13 protein-coding genes are annotated in these 17,180 nt (G+C 71.5%); 6 read left to right on the top strand and 7 right to left on the bottom strand.

Annotated elements, in window-relative coordinates; genetic code table 11:
- Positions 1-60: 60 nt before the first annotated feature.
- Genes cysN through I6A81_RS01485 form a run of 4 tightly spaced genes read right to left on the bottom strand, consistent with a single transcriptional unit; the run spans position 61 to position 5,212 of the window.
- On the bottom strand, positions 61-1,986 hold the full coding sequence (cysN, locus tag I6A81_RS01500; RefSeq protein ID WP_203005332.1) for a sulfate adenylyltransferase subunit CysN: 1,926 nt from the start codon (positions 1,984-1,986) through the stop codon (positions 61-63).
- 16 nt (positions 1,987-2,002) lie between these two features.
- On the bottom strand, positions 2,003-2,944 hold the full coding sequence (gene cysD / locus I6A81_RS01495) for a sulfate adenylyltransferase subunit CysD (protein ID WP_203005331.1): 942 nt from the start codon (positions 2,942-2,944) through the stop codon (positions 2,003-2,005).
- The gene (locus I6A81_RS01490; RefSeq protein WP_203005330.1) at positions 2,944-3,981 is read right to left on the bottom strand and encodes a hypothetical protein; all 1,038 of its coding nucleotides are present in this window, start codon (positions 3,979-3,981) and stop codon (positions 2,944-2,946) included. The genes cysD and I6A81_RS01490 overlap by 1 nt, the downstream gene beginning before the upstream one ends.
- A gap of 16 nt (positions 3,982-3,997) precedes the next feature.
- Positions 3,998-5,212, bottom strand: coding sequence for a sulfotransferase family protein (locus I6A81_RS01485; protein WP_203005329.1), 1,215 nt, complete (start codon positions 5,210-5,212; stop codon positions 3,998-4,000).
- A 314-nt stretch (positions 5,213-5,526) separates the two neighbouring features.
- Here I6A81_RS01485 and I6A81_RS01480 point away from each other — a divergent pair, with 314 nt between their 5' ends.
- Positions 5,527-7,113 (top strand): thiamine pyrophosphate-dependent enzyme, encoded by a 1,587-nt coding sequence (locus tag I6A81_RS01480; RefSeq protein ID WP_203005328.1) that lies wholly within the window; start codon positions 5,527-5,529, stop codon positions 7,111-7,113.
- 170 nt (positions 7,114-7,283) lie between these two features.
- Positions 7,284-8,024 carry a TetR/AcrR family transcriptional regulator gene (locus tag I6A81_RS01475; protein ID WP_407661229.1) on the top strand — a complete coding sequence of 247 codons (741 nt, stop codon included), beginning with the start codon at positions 7,284-7,286 and terminating at the stop codon, positions 8,022-8,024.
- Between the two features lie 223 nt (positions 8,025-8,247).
- Here I6A81_RS01475 and I6A81_RS01470 read toward each other — a convergent pair whose 3' ends face one another.
- Together I6A81_RS01470 and I6A81_RS01465 are read right to left on the bottom strand one after the other, a co-directional pair.
- Complete coding sequence (locus I6A81_RS01470; RefSeq protein WP_203005327.1) at positions 8,248-9,018, bottom strand: SDR family NAD(P)-dependent oxidoreductase; 771 nt, start codon at positions 9,016-9,018, stop codon at positions 8,248-8,250.
- The gene (locus I6A81_RS01465) at positions 9,015-10,214 is read right to left on the bottom strand and encodes a cytochrome P450 (RefSeq protein WP_407661228.1); all 1,200 of its coding nucleotides are present in this window, start codon (positions 10,212-10,214) and stop codon (positions 9,015-9,017) included. Before I6A81_RS01465 ends, I6A81_RS01470 begins: the two co-directional genes overlap by 4 nt.
- Positions 10,215-10,784: 570 nt before the next feature.
- Between I6A81_RS01465 and I6A81_RS01460 the strand changes: the two genes are divergently transcribed.
- Entirely contained in the window at positions 10,785-11,576 is a 792-nt protein-coding gene (locus I6A81_RS01460; protein WP_203005325.1) for an enoyl-CoA hydratase/isomerase family protein, read from the top strand.
- Positions 11,577-11,631: 55 nt separating this feature from the next.
- Positions 11,632-13,254, top strand: a complete 1,623-nt coding sequence (locus I6A81_RS01455; protein WP_203005324.1) for a FadR/GntR family transcriptional regulator — start codon at positions 11,632-11,634, stop codon at positions 13,252-13,254.
- 46 nt (positions 13,255-13,300) lie between these two features.
- Here I6A81_RS01455 and I6A81_RS01450 read toward each other — a convergent pair whose 3' ends face one another.
- Positions 13,301-13,897: a TetR/AcrR family transcriptional regulator gene (locus I6A81_RS01450; protein ID WP_203005323.1), complete on the bottom strand. Its 597-nt coding sequence runs from the start codon at positions 13,895-13,897 to the stop codon at positions 13,301-13,303.
- A gap of 169 nt (positions 13,898-14,066) precedes the next feature.
- Between I6A81_RS01450 and I6A81_RS01445 the strand changes: the two genes are divergently transcribed.
- Together I6A81_RS01445 and I6A81_RS42850 are read left to right on the top strand one after the other, a co-directional pair.
- Positions 14,067-16,367, top strand: coding sequence for a xanthine dehydrogenase family protein molybdopterin-binding subunit (locus I6A81_RS01445; RefSeq protein WP_203005322.1), 2,301 nt, complete (start codon positions 14,067-14,069; stop codon positions 16,365-16,367).
- 115 nt (positions 16,368-16,482) lie between these two features.
- A partial coding sequence (locus I6A81_RS42850; protein WP_307874393.1) for an SRPBCC family protein occupies positions 16,483-17,180 on the top strand: 698 nt, incomplete at its 3' end.

Here is a 17,180-nt window from a genome sequence, read left to right as displayed (position 1 = left end):
GGGCGCGCCGGCGACGCGTCGCCGGCCAGCACAAACGAGATGTGGTTGCCCAGGTCGGGGCTACTCCGGGGGCGGGGCCAGGATTCCGGCGTCGCGGAGGTAGGCGACGACCTGGGCGGCGGTGGTCTCCACGGAGACGGTGCCGGAGGCGTCGAGGTGGATCTCGGGGTTCCGCGGTGGTTCGTAGGGGGAGTCGATGCCGGTGAAGTTGGTGAGTTCGCCGCGGCGGGCTTTGGCATAGAGACCCTTGCGGTCGCGGGATTCGGCGACGGCGAGCGGGGTGTCGACGAAGACCTCGATGAACTCGCCGTCGGCGAGCAGGTCACGGGCGAGCTGGCGTTCCGCGCGGAACGGGGAGATGAACGAGGTCAGCACGATGAGGCCGGCGTCGGCCATGAGGCGGGCGACTTCGGCGACGCGGCGGATGTTTTCGACGCGGTCGGCTTCGGTGAAGCCGAGGTCCTTGTTCAACCCGTGGCGGACGTTGTCGCCGTCGAGGAGGTAGGTGTGATGACCCTGGTCGTGGAGTTGTTTTTCGACGAGGTTGGCGATGGTGGATTTCCCGGCGCCGGACAGGCCGGTGAACCAGACGACCGCTGGTTTCTGGCCCTTGCGCAGCGCCCGTGCCTGCTTGTTGACCTCGACGGCCTGCCAGTGGATGTTGTGCGCGCGCCGTAGGGCGAAGTGCAGCAGGCCGGCGGCGACGGTGGCGTGCGTGTACTTGTCGACGAGGATGAAGCCGCCGGTGTGCCGGTTGGCGGTGTAGGGGTCGAAGGGGACGGGCCGGTCGACGCTGAGGTTCGCGACGCCGATCTCGTTGAGCTCCAGGGTCTTGGCGGCGGTGTGTTCGAGGGTGTTGACGTTGACCTTGTATTTCGGCTGCGCGAGGGTCGCGTTGACGGTGCGGGTGCCGAGTTTGAGCAGGTAGGGCCGGCCGGGGAGCATGGGTTCGGTGCTCATCCAGACGAGGTGGCATTCGAACTGGTCGGCGACCTCCGCCGGGCTGTCGGCGGCGGCGAGCACGTCGCCGCGGCTGACGTCGATCTCGTCGGCGAGCGAGATCGTGACGGACTGGCCGGCGTAGGCCTCGGCGAGATCGCCATCGGCGGTGACGATCCGGGTGACGGTGGATTCCTGGCCCGACGGCAGGGCGCGGACCCGGTCGCCGGGGCGGATCGTGCCGCCGGCGATCTGGCCGGCGAAGCCGCGAAAGTCGAGGTTGGGCCGGTTGACCCACTGCACGGGCAGCCGGAACGGGCCGGTGTGCGCCTCGTCGTCGATGTCGATCGTCTCGAGGTGGGCGACCAGGGCGGGGCCGGTGTACCAGGGGGTGTTCGCCGAGGGGGTGGTGATGTTGTCGCCGCGCAGTGCCGAGAGCGGGATGCAGGTGATGGCCTCGCCTTCGAGGCCGATCTGGGCGGCGAAGGTCCGGTAGTCGGCTTCGATCTGGTCGAAGACGTCCTGCGAGTAGTCGACGAGGTCGAGTTTGTTGATCGCGAGGACGACGTGGCGGATCCCGAGCAGGGAGACGAGGTAGCTGTGGCGCCGCGTCTGGGTGAGTACGCCCTTGCGAGCGTCGATGAGGATGACGGCGAGGTCGGCGGTGGAGGCGCCGGTGACCATGTTGCGGGTGTACTGCTCGTGGCCGGGGGTGTCGGCGACGATGAACTTGCGCCGTTCGGTGGAGAAGAACCGGTAGGCGACGTCGATGGTGATGCCCTGCTCTCGTTCGGCGGCCAGGCCGTCGACGAGCAGCGCGAAGTCGAGTTCGCCGCCCTGGGTGCCGACCTTTTTCGAGTCGGACTCCAACGCGGCGAGCTGGTCGGAGAACACCAGCTTTGCGTCGTAGAGGAGCCGGCCGATCAGGGTGGACTTGCCGTCATCCACGCTGCCGCAGGTGATGAACCGCAGCATCGACTTGTGTTCGTGGCGACGCAGGTACTCCTCGATGTCGTCGGCGACGAGGTCGTTGGTCGCATGTGCCATCAGCCGGTCACCGCCATCAGAAGTACCCCTCGTGCTTCTTCTTCTCCATCGACCCGGCCGAGTCGTGGTCGATGACTCGGCCCTGGCGCTCGGAACTGGTCGTGAGCAGCATCTCCTGGATGATCTCCAGGAGCGTCGACGCCTCGGACTCGACCGCACCGGTCAGCGGGTAGCAGCCCAACGTCCGGAACCGAACACTGCGCTGCTCGGGAACCTCGCCCGGCGCGAGCCGCATGCGTTCGTCATCCACCATGATCAACGTGCCGTCACGTTCGACCACCGGGCGGGGCGCGGCGTAGTAGAGGGGGACGATCGGGATGTTCTCCCGGTGGATGTAGAGCCAGATGTCGAGCTCGGTCCAGTTCGACAGCGGGAACACCCGCACGCTCTGCCCGGGAGCTTTGCGGGCGTTGTAGAGCCGCCACAGCTCCGGGCGCTGCTCCTTCGGGTCCCAGCGGTGCTGCGCGGAGCGGATGGAGAACACCCGTTCCTTGGCCCGGGACTTCTCCTCGTCGCGGCGCGCGCCGCCGAACGCGAGGTCGAAGCCGTACTTGTCCAGCGCCTGCTTGAGGCCCTCGGTCTTCCAGATGTCGGTGTGCAGCGCGGAGCCGTGGTCGAACGGGTTGATGCCCCGCTGGATCGCGTCCGGGTTCTGATGGACCAGCAGGTCCAGCCCGAGGTCGGCGACCAGCGTGTCGCGGAACTCATACATCGCGCGGAACTTCCACGTCGTGTCGACGTGCAGCAGCGGGAACGGCGGCTTCGACGGGTAGAAGGCCTTCATCGCCAGGTGCAGCATCACGGCGCTGTCCTTGCCCGCCGAGTACAGCATCACCGGCCGCTCCGACTCGGAGACGGCCTCCCGGAAGATCTGGATGCTCTCCGCCTCCAGACGCTGAAGATGCGTCAGCTGGCTGCTTCCGGGGAGCAGGGCACCAGCCGGCGTGTCGGCGCTCATCACGACCAGAGGATCTGGTCGCGCTGGGTGGACCGTTCGAGCATGCCGTAGGTCTCCTCTCCGTCCCAGGAGTACTTGCACTCCCCTTGGAACAACACCGGGAAGTTCGGCAGTTCCGGCCGGTGGACGGTGTCGTGTGTGGTGTTCACAGTCACACCGTCGATGCGGGTGATCCCGAGCTCCGACTCGAAGACGACCGGGACGGGGTCGCCCGACGGTACCAGCCGGCGCAGCCAGGGTGCCTCGAGCACGCGGGCCGGGATCAGCCTGCCCTCGCCCAGGAACAGGTAGCCCTCATTGAACACCTCGCGGCCGTCCGGGTGCGGAGGGTATGTGATGTAGCCGAAAGCCCGGCCACTGGGGAACACAGCGGACTGCCAGGCATGGCCGCGGAACTCCTCGAGGTGACGAACGCCCTGTCGCTTGATCCGCAGACCGCTGCCGGTGAACGAGTGTTCCTGGCCGGGTACCCGTACCGTGCCGACCGCGGTGAACAACTGCTCGATGCGGGGGCCGTGGCCCATCATGTCGCCGTCGGAGGTGTTCGCGAGCCGCTCGGCCGCGTCGGGCAGCAGCGCGCCCTGTTCCCACGGCGGGACGACCATGGTGGTCTCCACCTCGACCTGGATGTCGACCGCCTCGCCGTCCTGGCTGCCCTCGATGAGCGCCTGGGAGGTCGTCTGGACGGCGGGGCCGTCGTAGGTGAGCCGCCAGGTCCGGTACGGCTCGACGACCTCGAACGCGAGCCCGCCGGCGCCGAGGATCGCGGGCTCGCCCGCGGCGTTGAACGGCGAGCGCGGCGCGCCCTTGCCGCGCAGCCGGTAGACCCGGCCGTCGGCGAAGACCAGGTTGAACGTGACGATGTGTGCGTCCCAGCCGGCGCCGACGGCTTCTATCCCGAACCGGGGCAGCCCAATCTCGCCTTTGTCGTCGGTGACCCAGAAACTCGCCGAGTCCCGCATGTCCGGGTTCTCCGGACGCGACGGGAAGAAGTATTCCCGCTGCGCGGGCAGGCCACCGGTGAGGTCGATCGGCATCGAGGCGATGTCCTTCCTAGACGGCGTCGCCAGCGACGCTGGCTGACGGGTCGGTGGGATGGGCGCGGGCGGCGTCCGCGAGGGCGCTGTCCGCATGGGAGGTCCACCGCGCCGACCGGGCGAGGTACTCCGCGAAGCGCGGCCGGATCGCGTCGAGGTCGAGCCCGTAGTCGGCCGGGTCGGAGTGCTTCACGCGCACGCGGTCGGCGGAGTTCTCCTGCCACCAGCGGCGCATGTTCTCCTCGAACGCCGGGGTGACGGGCTCGCCCAGCCAGTCGTAGAGGCCGCGGACCTCGCTGATCGGGTCGCGCTGCATGGCGCGGAAGTCGATGTCATGGAAGCGGTGGTCGTTGCCGTCGTCGCGGAACGCCAGCGCCCGTGTCATGCCGGTCGTGAGCACCGTGGCGTTGACCGCGCCGATGTAGCGCCTGTCGACCGTGTCGTTGAACCGCGACGCGACGTTGGCGAAGACGTCGCACACCGAGGCCAGGACCTCGGTGGGGTCGCGGTGGGTCATCACGAACCTCGCGTCGGGGAACGCCTTGTCGAGGTCGACCAGATGGCCGAGGTGGTTGGGGTTCTTCAGCCGCCAGGGTTTCGCCGGCTGGCCCCACTGCAGGTACTTCAGAGCCCGGCGCATGTACTGGAAGGTCTCGGTGAGATCCGCCTCCAGCAGCCACTGGGCGTAGGAAGGGACATGGGCGAAGCACTCGAAGTAGTGCGCCTTGAAGTCCAGGAGCATCAGCTCGTGGCATTCCTGCGGGCCGTTGGGGAACGACGGGACGAGGGCCTTGTCGAGTTCGCTGCGCCGGGACTGGATCTCGATCTGGCGCAGCAGCCGCGGGTCCGGGGACTCCTTCACGGACGCCGGAGGGGGTACGAGCTCGGCGGCTTCCCAGCGGCGCAGGTAGCGGATGTCCGGGTCCTCGGCCAGCAGCCCCGCCAGCGCGGTCGACCCGGTCCGGGGAAGACCGAGAGCGATGAGCGGCCCGACGATCGGCGCGTCGTCCGTCTCGGGGTGGTCCTTGTACCACTGTTCGATGTGCAGCCGGGCTTTGAGAGACCCGACCATCAGGCCGCGCAGCGCGGCCTGACCGATCGCGTTGAGCGCCGCCTCGGCCTGTAAGGCGCGGGTGACCCGCTCCAGGCCCTCGCGGAAGGAATCGCCGCCGAAGTCGCCGAGGCCGGTGGCGGAACACGCCTCATCGATCAGGTCATCCACTAACCCCATGCCGACGACTCCTTCACTGGACGTTCTCGCCGGGTCTCGTCCGGGGGCGCCGGGCGGGCCGAGCCTCCCGATGGCTGGCGCGGCCCGGCGGCCGGGTGGACGATGCTCCGATGGCGCTGGCCTGCTGGCCCGCCATGGCCCGGCCGAAACCCGGGTCGAATTTCGTGGCAGCAGCATGCCATGAATGTCGGCCGTGGGGCAACACCCTCGCGGGTCACCGGTCCGACGCAACGTGACGAGAAGTGACCAACGAGAAGCGGCCATCGAGAAGCGGCCACCAAGAAGTGACCACGAGGAACGTGACGGGAGCATCCATGAAGGGCAGTGAGCTGCTGACGGCTCAGCTCGCCTCCGAGGGCGTCGAGGTGATCTTCGGGATACCGGGTATCCACCTCATGCACGTGCTGGACGCGCTCTACGACGAGGGCCGGTTACGTTTCATCACCACCCGCCACGAGCAGGCGACCACCTACATGGCGGACGGGTACGCGCGCGTGACGGGCAGGCCCGGCGTGGCGATGGTGGTGCCAGGGCCTGGCGTGTACAACGCGGCCTCGGGGCTCGCCACGGCCTGGGCGTCGTCGTCGCCCGTCCTGCTGATCGCCGGCCAGATCGAGCACCACGCGGTCGGCCGGGGCCTGGGAATGACCCACGAGATCCACGACCAGCTCGAGGTCGTCAGGCCGATCACCAAGAGCTGTGAGCGGGTCGCCAGCGCGGACGACCTGGCCGCGGCCGTCCGGCGGGCCTTCGCGGTGATGACCGACGGACGGCCGCGCCCGGCCGAGATCGAGATCTCTCCCGAACTGTTCGCCGCCGTGTCGGGTGGGGCGACCGCGTCCCCCACACCGCCGGCCAGGCACGAGCCCGATCTGGACCTGGTCGACAAGGCCGCCGAACTGCTGGCCTCGGCGACGGCGCCGCTGGTGGTCGGCGGGGCGGGGGTCGTGCTGGCGGATGCCACCGACGCCTTCACCGCGGTGGCCGAGTGGCTGCAGGCGGCCGTCGTGAACACCCGCGAGGGCAAGGGCTGCATCGACGAGCGGCACCCGCTGTTCGTCGGCACGGCGTGGGTGAACCGCCGGCTGCGCCCGGCCATCGAACGTGCCGACGTGGTCCTCGCGGTCGGGACCCGGTGCCACGGGCTCAACCTGCGGCCGGACCAGGTCCTCGTGCATCTCGACGTCGACCCCGACGAGTTCGGCAAGCACGGGAACCCCGCCGTCGCCGTCGAGGGCGACGCCCGCCTCTCGCTGGAGGCGCTGCTGGCGGCGCTGGACGCCCGCGGCGCCGCCCGGCCCCCACGGGGTGACGATCTGGCCGAGGCCCGGTCGACGATCGACGCCGGGCTGCGTGCCGTGGGGCCGCAGTACGAGATGGTCACGGCGCTGCGCGACGCGATCCCCGAGGACGGGGTGCTCGCCGTGGGCACGACCACCGTCGGCTACATGTGCCACCTGGCGTACCGCGCGTACGCGCCACGTACCTACATCACGTCCTCCTACATGGGCACGCTGGGCTACTGCTTCCCGACGGCGCTCGGCGCCAAGGTCGGGCGCCCCGACCTCCCGGTCGTCTCGGTGAACGGCGACGGCGGCTTCATGTTCTGCGCCGCGGAGCTCGCGACCGCCGTGCAGTACGGCATCAACGTGGTCACGGTCGTCTTCAACGACTCGGCGTACGGAAACACCAACCGGGACCAGCTGGAGAACTTCGGTGGACGGGTCATCGGCACCGAGCTCGCCAACCCGGACTTCGTGAAGTTCGCCGAGTCGTTCGGCGCCGTCGGCGTCCGGGTGACCACCACCGACGCGCTGCGGGGAGCGGTCGCGGACGGCCTCGCGGACAACCGCCCCGTCGTCATCGAGATGCCGATGGAGCGGCTGCCGTCGCTGTTCTAGCGCCGCGGCGACCGGCGCGCGCCGGATCCGCGCCGAGGCCCGGGTGGCGGCGAAGGGTGACCAATCGCTCGCGCGCGGGTGTGGCCGAGCGGATTTGGCGGTCGTAAGGTGCCGTGAACAGGGGTTCCGGCTACACCGGCGACAAGGTGAGTGAGGGGGCGAACGAGGGGGTGGGCGAGCACGGGCCCGACGGGCAGGAGCAGGTCGCCTGCGAGGAGGACGCGCGGGCCAGACGCCGCTATGACAGCCCGCTGCGGCGCGAACGGGCGGCGATGACCCGGGAACGGATTCTCGCCGCGGGGTCCGAGCTGGTGCACGAGTTCACCACCTGGGACTGGCGCGGGCTGACGTTCCGCGCCGTCGCCGAACGCGCAGGGGTGGGTGAGCGCACCGTCTACCGGTACTTCGCCACCGAGCGGGAGCTGCATGACGCGATCATGCGCCGCCTGGGAGACGAGTCCGGGATCACCTACGAGGGGGTCAGCCTCGACGGCCTTGGCCCGATCACCGAGCGGTTGTTCGCGACGCTGCCGTCCTACGCGGTCGCCCGTTGGGACACCGCGGAGCCGATCGGGCCGACGCTGATGGCCGAGGAGCTGCGCCGGCGCGAGGCCGTCGCCGGCGCGGTGGCCCAGCCGACGGCCGGCTGGCCCGAGGAGGGGCGGCGGATGGCCGCGGGCCTGCTCGACGTGCTGTGGAGCGTGCAGTCCTACCAGCGGCTGGTCTCCGCCTGGCAGCTCGATGGCGAGCAGGCGACCAAGGCGATCACCTGGGCGATTGGCATGCTGGCCGACGCGATCCGCGCCGGCCACGGCCCGCTCTCCTCCGACGGGCAGGACCCGCTCTCGTCCGACGGGCAGGACCCGGTCTCGGGCGAGCAGAGCCCGCCCGAGACCGGCGGAGCCGCCTAGGCCAAGGGGCGCCGGAGCGAACCGGACAGCGTCCCGGGCGCGCTCGCGTCGGAGTGCCGGTGCGCCGGACTGCCATCGCGTCGACGTGTCGTCGCGTCGACGTGTCCGTCGCGCCGAGTTCCCGTGCGCGGGCCTGCCGGAGTGCCGGGACTCCACGCCCGGCTCGACGGCGCGACCGGGCCGGCTGGCACCGGGGGCTAGTCGATGCCGGCCGGCCCGGGGTCTACAGGGTGCGGAACAGGCCGCCGTCGGCGAGGATCTGCGCGCCGTTGATGTAGCTGGCGGCGTCGCTGGAAAGAAAGACGCAGACGCCGACCATGTCCTCGGGGACCCCGATCCGCCGCATCGGGTTCATCTCGGCCGCGCGGCGCTGAGCCTCCTCGCCCCACGCCTTGGAGATGTCGGTGTCGAACGCGCCCGGCAGCACCAGGTTCGCGCGCACCTTCGGCGCCCACATGCCGGCGAGCCCGAGCGTGAGCGCGTTGAGTCCCGCCTTGGCCATGGCGTACGGGATGTCGTCGGGGGTGGGCCGCAGGGAGCCGGCGGTCGTCACGTTGATGATCGACCCGCCGTCGCCCTCGGCCATCCGCTCGCCGACGAGCGCGGACAGCCGGAACGGCCCGCTCGCGTTGACGGCGTGCACCTTGTCGTACAGCTCCCGGGTGACCGTGGACAGCCGCTCGTACAGCGGCGACATGCCAGCGTTGTTGACGAGCACGTCGACCTTGCCGAACTCGGCGTAGACGGCGTCGACCAGGCGGTCGCAGTCGTCCCAGTTGCCGACGTGGCAGGCCACGGGGAGGGCGCGGCGTCCGGTCGAGGTCTCGATCTCCTTGGCCGCCCGCTCGCAGGCCTCGAACTTGCGGCTCGCGATGACGACGTCGGCGCCCGCGGCCGCCAGGCCCTCGGCCACCGCCCGCCCGATGCCCCGGCTGCCACCGGTGACGACCGCGACGCGGCCGGTCAGGTCGAAGAGTTCCGCTGGCGTCTTCATTCCGCGTCCTTACTCGTGTTGTCCTGGGCCGGTGGCGGGCCCAGCAGCATGGGGAACGAGTCGAGGGACCGGACACCCGGGCTGATGTTCAGCCGGGTCCCCGGCCTGATCTGGTAGTGCGGGATCCGCGCGTGCCATTCCCGCAGGGCGACGCGCAGTTCCAGCCGGGCGAGGTGGGAGCCGAGGCAGCGGTGCACGCCGCCACCGAAGGCGAGGTGGCGGTTGACCGTCCGGTCGAAGCGGACCTCGGCGGCGTCCGGGACGTCCTGGTCGTCCAGGTTCGCCGCGCCGAGGAAGGCATAGACCTGCTCGCCCTCGTGGACCGGGCAGCCGCCCAGCTCGGTGTCCGCCGTGGCGAACCGGGAGACCAGCATGACCGGGGACTCGACCCGCAGCAGCTCCTCGACCACGTTGTCGATGTTGTCCGGGGCGGCGACCACCTCGGCGCGCCGTTCCGGGTGGTCGGCGAGGTAGGCCATGAAGGTCTCCAGCGACGCGGACACCGTGTCGAGGCCGGCGGTCAGGAACAGGAAGCAGATGTCGAGCAGCTCCTCGCGGGTGAGCTTCGCGCCCTCGACCTCGGCGTCGAGCAGGTGGCTGAGCAGGTCGTCGGGGCGCTCGGCCGCCCGCCCGTCGAGCACCCGGTCGAAGTAGTCGTAGATCTCCCGCGCGGTCGCCTTCTGGTGGGCCTTCACGTCCGGGTGGTTCGGCGGCAGCCCGAGGACCACGGAGGGGCGGACGATGCCGTCCTTGAGCCGTAGGAACGTGGGCAGGTCCTCGAGCGGCAGCCCGAGCAGGGTCAGGAAGATCTGTGACGGCAACGGGGTCGAGAACTGCCTGGCGAAATCGATCTCCGTGGAGTCGCCGAAGGCGTCGATGAGCTCATGGACGAGCCTGGCGACCGGTTCCCGCCAGCGTTCGATCGCCTGGGGCGCGAACACCGGGTTGATGAGCTTGCGGTACTTGCGCTGCTCCGGCGGGTCGTACTCGATCGGGATGAGCGGCCGTACGTTCCCGAGCGAGCCGAAGTGCGCGGCCGACGAGTAGAGGTCCGGATACTTGAAGATCTCGTCAATGGCGGCCCGCCCAGTGGCGACGACAGCCGGCCCGTTCAGGCCGTCCATCCGCTGGACCCGCCCGCCGTGCTGTAACTCCTGGTAGACCGGCTTCGGGTTCCTCGCCACGTCGACGGTCATCAGCCGCGCGACGCCGCCTCCGTAACCGCCGTCCCCCTGGTCGCCGTCTCCGGAGCCGCCACCGGCGGCCCGCGCCTCGGTCATTCTTCGCCCCTTGCTCCTCGGACGCTCTCGCGGCCCGCCGTCGCGAGCCACCTGGTGGCCTGACCTGGCGCCGGCTTCGATTCTCCTGACGGGTCGCCGCCGCCGCGCCCGCGCCGGCCGGCGGCGTGACTCCCGCCACCTCGGCTCCGATCCGGAACATATAGTTGACTCGGTCAGCTGTCTACCGTCCGTCGGGGACCGGGGTGGACCGCTCGCGGCCGGGCGCGTCCCAGCGGCTGAATCCGGCACCGATGGCATGTGGCGCCGATCGCGACGATGCTGCATGAGACGGGTCGGCCCGCCACCGCCCCTCGACCGCCGACCGCGTCCCCGCGAGAGCTCGGCCGCCGCCACGGCGGGCCAGCCCGCCGTCGGCCGCAGGGTTCCCACCGGGCCGGCAGAAACCGAGGGGCGAGCACAGGAATCGCTATACAGTTGACCCGGTCGCGTTCAGTGGTGCCCGGGCTGTCGACACCAGGAGGACGAGTGGCAGACGATCTCGGCGCGGACGGCCTTCGGTTCGAGCGGGACGGCGCGATCGGCTGGCTGACCCTCGACCGGCCGCATGCGCGCAACGCCTTCACCCCGGCCATGTACTTCGGCATCAAGCGGGCCGTGCACCTGGTCAACGAGGACCCGGAGCTGGCGGCCCTCATCATCACCGGCAGCGGCGACGTCTTCGCCCCCGGCGGCGACCTGGCCGGCCGCAGCGACCCGGGTGACCAGCCGCCTCCGAACATCGGCGCCCACATGCTGCCGTTCCTGACCATCCGCGACAGCACCGCGCCGGTGATCACCGCCGTCAACGGGATCTGCCAGGCGGGCGGGCTGCTGATCGCGATGATGTCCGACATCTGCGTGGCCAGCGACCGCGCCACCTTCCGGGTGCCCGAACTGCTGCGCGGCATCCCCGACGCCACCTACGCCGCCGTCCTGCCGGCGCACGTGGGCATCGCCGTCGCCCGCGACCTGCTGCTGTCGGCGCGCAGGTTCGACGCGGCCGAGGCGCTGCGCCTCGGCGTCATCTCCCGGGTCGTCCCGCACGAGCAGCTGCGCGACGCCGCGCTCCAGGCGGCCAGGGAGGTCCTGATGACCCCGCCGATGGCCCGCATGCACGTCAAGCGGATGCTCAACGAGCGCTACGGCTTCATCGACTACCAGACGATGTTCTGGGCGCTGGAGAACTCGCCCGAGCCGCGCGAGGGAATGCGTGCCTTCATGGAGAAGCGATCCCCGGAGTGGGTCCCGAAGCAGTTCGCCGAGGAAGGCCGCCTATGAGTCAGACGAAGAGGCGAACCGGCGGCGCCGCGCGCCGCGGGGGTGTGACCGGCCGATGACGGCATCGGCGGCGGCGCCCGGGCGGGTCACCGCCGCCGACACCTTCCGGCCGCCCGCGCCCCACAAGATCGCGCATGTGCTGGCGGCCGACCTGCGCCGCCAGATCCTGCGCGGGACGCTCCAGGTCGACCAGCAGCTGCCGCCCGAGGCGGAGCTGATGGTGGCGTTCGACGTCTCGCGGGACACGCTGCGCGAGACACTGAGGATCCTCGAGGCCCAGTCCCTGCTCGACATCCGTCGCGGCCGCGGCGGCGGGGCGGTGGTGCGCCGCCCAGGGCTGTCGTCGGCGAGCAGCTACATCGCGCTGCTGCTGCAGCTGCGCGGCACGACGATCGGGCATCTCGAGGAGGCCCGGTCGGTGCTCGAGCCCGCGGCGGCCGAGCAGGTCGCGCTGCGCCTCGGCGAGGAGGGGCTCGACCACCTCGTCGCGCTGCACGACAACGAACGCGCCGCCGAGGGAGACCCGTTGGCGTTCGTCACCGCCGTGTCGACGTTCGACCAGGCCGTCACCGAGCTGTCCGGCAACCGCTCCATCGCCGTGATCACTGGCATCCTGCGGGTCATTCACGCGGGCCAGGTCTACGCGGCGATCGACACCCTCGGCCCGCCGTCCGCCGAGCGGATCGCGCGGCGGGTCGCCGCCGCCCACGGCGAGTTCCTGGCCGCGGCCCGGCGGCGCGACGGGGCGGCGGCACGCGAGGCCTGGAGTTCCTACCTGCTGACCTCGGCCCGCCAGCTGGCCGGGCGGGGGCGCGGCCGGCAGCCCATCGACGTCGCGCCGCTGTGGCGGGCGCGGGCGGGCCGCGCGCCCGAAGCCGCGGGGCGCCCCGGCGCGTCCGGCGGCGCCGGTGGCTCGGTGGTGGACGGCGGTTTCGGGGCGGCTGGCGCACCGCCGCGACGGATGGCCAGCGCCGTCGCCGGCGAGATCCGGGCCCGCATCGCCGAGGGCCGGCTCGCCGACGGCGACCGGCTCCCGTCGCTCGCGGACCTGGCCACCGAGTTCGGCGTCTCCCGGCCGACGCTGCGGGAGGCGCTGCGGATCCTGGAGATGGAGTCCCTGCTGCAACTGCGGGCCGGTGACCGCGCGGGCGGGCAGATCCGGCACCCGTCCACCCAGGTCGCCGCGCACCTGGCGGGCACGGTGCTCGAGGCCCGCCAGGTGACGCTCGCCGACTTCTTCCAGGCGGTGCGCCTGTTCGAGCCGGCGATGATGGAGCTCACGGCGGCCAGGATCAGCCAGCCGGCGCTGGTGGGGCTGCGGGCGCTGGCCGCCGAGATCTCGGCCGTGACCGCCGACATGACCCGCTTCTCCGACGTGTGGCGCCGAGTGGCGGGCGCGGCGCTCGGCGGCACTGGGAACCCGGCGCTCACGGTGGTCGGCGAGATCCTGCAGTGGGCGCGGCTTGGTACCCGTCCGGCGGTCAACGCCGGCTCGGACGACCCGTGGGCCGCGATCGCGCCTCGCCTGGCCCCGATGTTCGCCGAACTCGTGGACGCCCTGGCGGCCCGCGACCCCGCCGCCGCCCGGGCCTGCTGGGCCACGCTCCTCGAGCTCAACCTTCCCTTCGTCGAGTCCCACGGCTTCGCCCACCGGCTCATCGTCGACGTCGTCGAGTAGGCGCCCTTCCGCCCCGGCCGGCCCCGACCATCCGGACCGCCCGCCCTCAGGACGTGGGAACCGACCCGTCCGCGAACCGGTGGAGGAGGCGCTCGACGAGCGCGAGGGTCTCGGCGTGACCGGCGGTGATGCCCAGGACGTCCTCGGTGATCAGCAGCTGGGCGACCGCTGTGATGATGAAGGCGAGGGCGGCTGCCGGGACGCCGTCGAGGTTGACACCCGCGTCGCCGAGGATGTCGGTCAGCGCCTTGATCTGCATGGCGCGGAACCGCTCACCGTAGTCGGCGATCTCGGCGCGGATGGCCTTGCGGTGGTTGGCCAGCGCCTGGAACTCCGAGAGCAGGGCGGTGCCGTTCGGCTCGCTGGACAGCTCCCAGAGCGCCCGCAGCGGCTGGTCGGAGGCGAGCGCCTCCTCGTACCGCTTGAGGCCGGCCTCCGCGCCCTTGCGGAACAGTGCCAGGAACAGGTCGTCCATCGTGCGGAAGTAGTAGTGCACCAGCGCGGGCTTGACGCCGGCCTTCGCGGCCACTCGCCGGGAGGTCGCGGCGGCGTAGCCTTCCTCCAGCATGATCCGTGCGGTGACGTCGAGCAATGCCCCTCGAGTCTTCGAGTCGGGCGCCCCCATCCGCCGGGGGGTTGTCATCTCGCGGCTTCCCGTCTCGCCAGCCGCCCTCTTGACGGGTGGGGCGACCGGAGGATAGGCATTTCCCCAGAATACCGATTGGGCGACCGCTCAGCACCCCGCCACGCCGAACCACCGCCAGAGCCTTCCGACCGCCACGCGGCAGCCCGCCATGCGAGGAGCGCAATCCATGACCGAGACCGCGACGTCTCCGGCCGCCACCACCCCGTCTCGCTATGCGGGCACCCGGGTGCGACGCGTGGAGGACGGCCGGCTGCTCACCGGACACGGCACGTTCGTCGATGACATCCAGCGGCCGGGCATGCTGCACGCCTGCTTCGTGCGCAGTCCGTTCGCCCGTGCCCGGATCAACGGGATCGACGCGTCGGCGGCGCTCGCGCTGGACGGGGTGCACGCGGTCTTCACGGCCGACGATCTCAACCCGGACGTGGTCGAGGCCTGGTTCACCTCCTACGGCCCGAAGGTCCCGGACACCCCGCGCCCGCCGCTCGCCGTCGACGAGGCCCGGTTCGTCGGCGACCCGGTCGCGCTGGTGATCGCCGACAGCCGCTATCTGGCCGAGGACGCGGTCGAGCTGGTCGACGTCGACTACGAGCCGCTTCCGGCGATCGCGGACTACCTCCAGGCACGCGACTCCGACGTCCTGGTCCACGCGAACTTCCCCGGCAACAACGCGGGCGGGCTCGCCGGGCCGCCGCCGGCCATGGTCGAGCCGGCGTTCGCGGCGGCGGCGCACGTCGCCGCCGAGACCATCTACCAGCAGGCCTACCTCGCGGTCCCCATGGAGACGCGAGGCATCGTGGTCGAGTGGGCCGAGGCCAGCGGCGAGCTGACGATCTGGGCCGCGACGCAGTCCCCGCACGAGGTGCGCGCGGTCTGCGCCCGGCTGCTCGGGCTCGACCCGGAGAAGGTCCGGGTCATCATGCGCGACACCGGCGGCGGCTTCGGCCAGAAGGTCGTGCCGATGCGCGAGGACATGTGCCTCATGCTCGCCGCCCGCAAGGTCCCCGCCCCGGTCAAGTGGATCGAGGACCGGCGCGAGAACCTGATGGCCGCCGGCCAGGCCCGCCACGAGTCCGGCCACGCGCGGATCGCCTTCGACGCGGACGGGAAGATCCTCGCCGTCGGCATCGAGCACGCGCAGGACGTCGGCGCCTACCCGACGCCGTGGCCGGTCGGCTCCGCCGCCGCCGTCGGGCTGCTCTTCCCCGGCCCGTACAAGGTGCCCGCGGCGACCTGGTCGACGACGTCGCTGTTCTCCAACACGGCCGGCCGGACGGCCTACCGGGGGCCGTGGCAGTTCGAGTCGGTGGCCCGCGAGGTGCTGCTCGACATCGCCGCCCGTGACATGGGGCTCGACCCGGTGGAGCTGCGTCGCCGCAACATGATCAGCCGAGATGACCAGCCGGTGCCGAATCCGGCCGGCATGCCACCGTACGACCACTCGTCGCCGCTGGAGACCTTCGAGCTGGCGCTGAAGCTGCTCGACTACGACGCCTTTCGCGCCGAGCAGGAGGCCGCCCGCGCCGCCGGCCGCTACCTGGGTGTCGGCACCGGCAGCTACATCGAGCCGACGGCCTCCGGGCAGGAGTACTACGGCAACGAGGGCGCGAAGATCCGGATCGAGCCGTCGGGCAAGGTCTACGTCCACACGGCCGGCGGCGCGGCGGGCAACAGCCTGGAGACGACGGTCATCCAGCTGACCGCCGACGCCCTGCGCGTCGACTTCGACGACGTGGTGACCGTCCAGGGGGACACGGCCGTGACGCCCTTCGGCTCCGGCACCGCCGGCAGCCGCAGCGGGTCGATGACCGCCGGCGCGGTCGGCGAGGCCGCCGCGCTCCTGCGCGCGAAGCTCGTGACGCTCGCCGCCGAGCGTCTCGGCGTGCCCGAGGAGGAGGTCGAGCTCGCGGACGGCCGGGCGAGCGCGGGCGGGGCGTCCGTCAGCTACGCCGAACTCGCCACGCCCGGCGGCCTCGAGGCGGAGGCCCGGTACCGGACCGACAAACCGATGCTCTGGTCCAACGCGACGCATGTGTGCACCTGCGAGATCGACATCGTCACCGGCAAGGTGACGCTGCTGCGTTACATCGTCGGCGAGGACGTCGGCCCGATGATCAACCCGAACGTGGTGGAGGGACAGATCGCCGGCGGCGCCGTCCAGGGGATCGGCGGCGCGCTGCTGGAGCACCTCGTCTACGACGACGACGGCAACCCGATGACCAGCACGTTCGTCGACTACCTGCTGCCGACGTCGACCGAGGTCCCGCTGATCGAGTACGGCCACATCGAGACGCCAGCGCCCGGGCCGGGTGGCCACAAGGGCGCTGGCGAGGGCGGCGCCATCGGCGCCCCGCCCGCGGTGATCAACGCGGTGAACGACGCGCTGGCGCCGTTCGGGGTGAAGATCACCAGTCTGCCGGCGAGCCCGGCGGCGATCGTCGCCCTGCTGGCCGAGGCCGGCCACTAGGGCGAGGATTCCGAAATTTCCGGTACTGGGCAATCGTCCGGTAAATGGATAGTGTTTGGGCGGTCGCCCAATACCTCAGAGGCGCGGTTGGTGACGACGTGGAGGACGTGAGCAGGTGGAGCTAGTCAACGAGTTCCGCGTTGGGCTGCCGGTCGAGACCGCCTGGGCACTGCTGACCGACCTGGAGCGGATCGCGCCCTGCATGCCCGGCGCCCAGTTGCTCTCCGTCGAGGGCGAGGAGTACCACGGCGCCGTCAAGGTCAAGGTCGGGCCGATCACGGCCCAGTACAAGGGCAAGGCCACCTTCCAGGAGGTGGACGAGAACACCCACCGGGCGGTCATCAAGGCGGACGGCCGCGAGTCACGCGGCCAGGGCAACGCGAGCGCCCTCGTCACCGCCCAGCTGACCCCCGACGGCGACGGCACCGCCGTGCGCCTGGCCACCGACCTGACGATCTCCGGCAAGGCCGCCCAGTTCGGCCGGGGCGTGCTGGCCGACGTCAGCGGCAAGCTGGTCGCCCAGTTCGTGCGCAACCTGGAGGCCGACGTGGCCGCCGCGGCCGCCGCGGCTTCGGCCGGGCCGGCCGCCACCGCCACCGAGGCCGAATCCGGGCCGCCCGCGGCGTCGGCGCCGGGCGCCGCCGCCCCGGGTGACGAGGCCCCAAGTGGCGAGGCGACCACCACCGATGCCGCGCCGCGGGCGGTGCCCGCCGCGGCGCCGGCCGATCCGGGCGCCGAAGCCGCGCCCACCTCTCCCGTCGGCCCCGCGGCCGCCGGCCCCCCGGGCCCCGGGGCCGCCGCCCCCCCCGCCCC

Source organism: Frankia nepalensis (assembly GCF_016786325.1).
GTDB lineage: Bacteria > Actinomycetota > Actinomycetes > Frankiales > Frankiaceae > Pseudofrankia > Pseudofrankia nepalensis.
The sequence above is the reverse complement of the archived record's forward strand: the minus strand, read 5'-3'. Positions and strand labels throughout refer to the sequence as shown.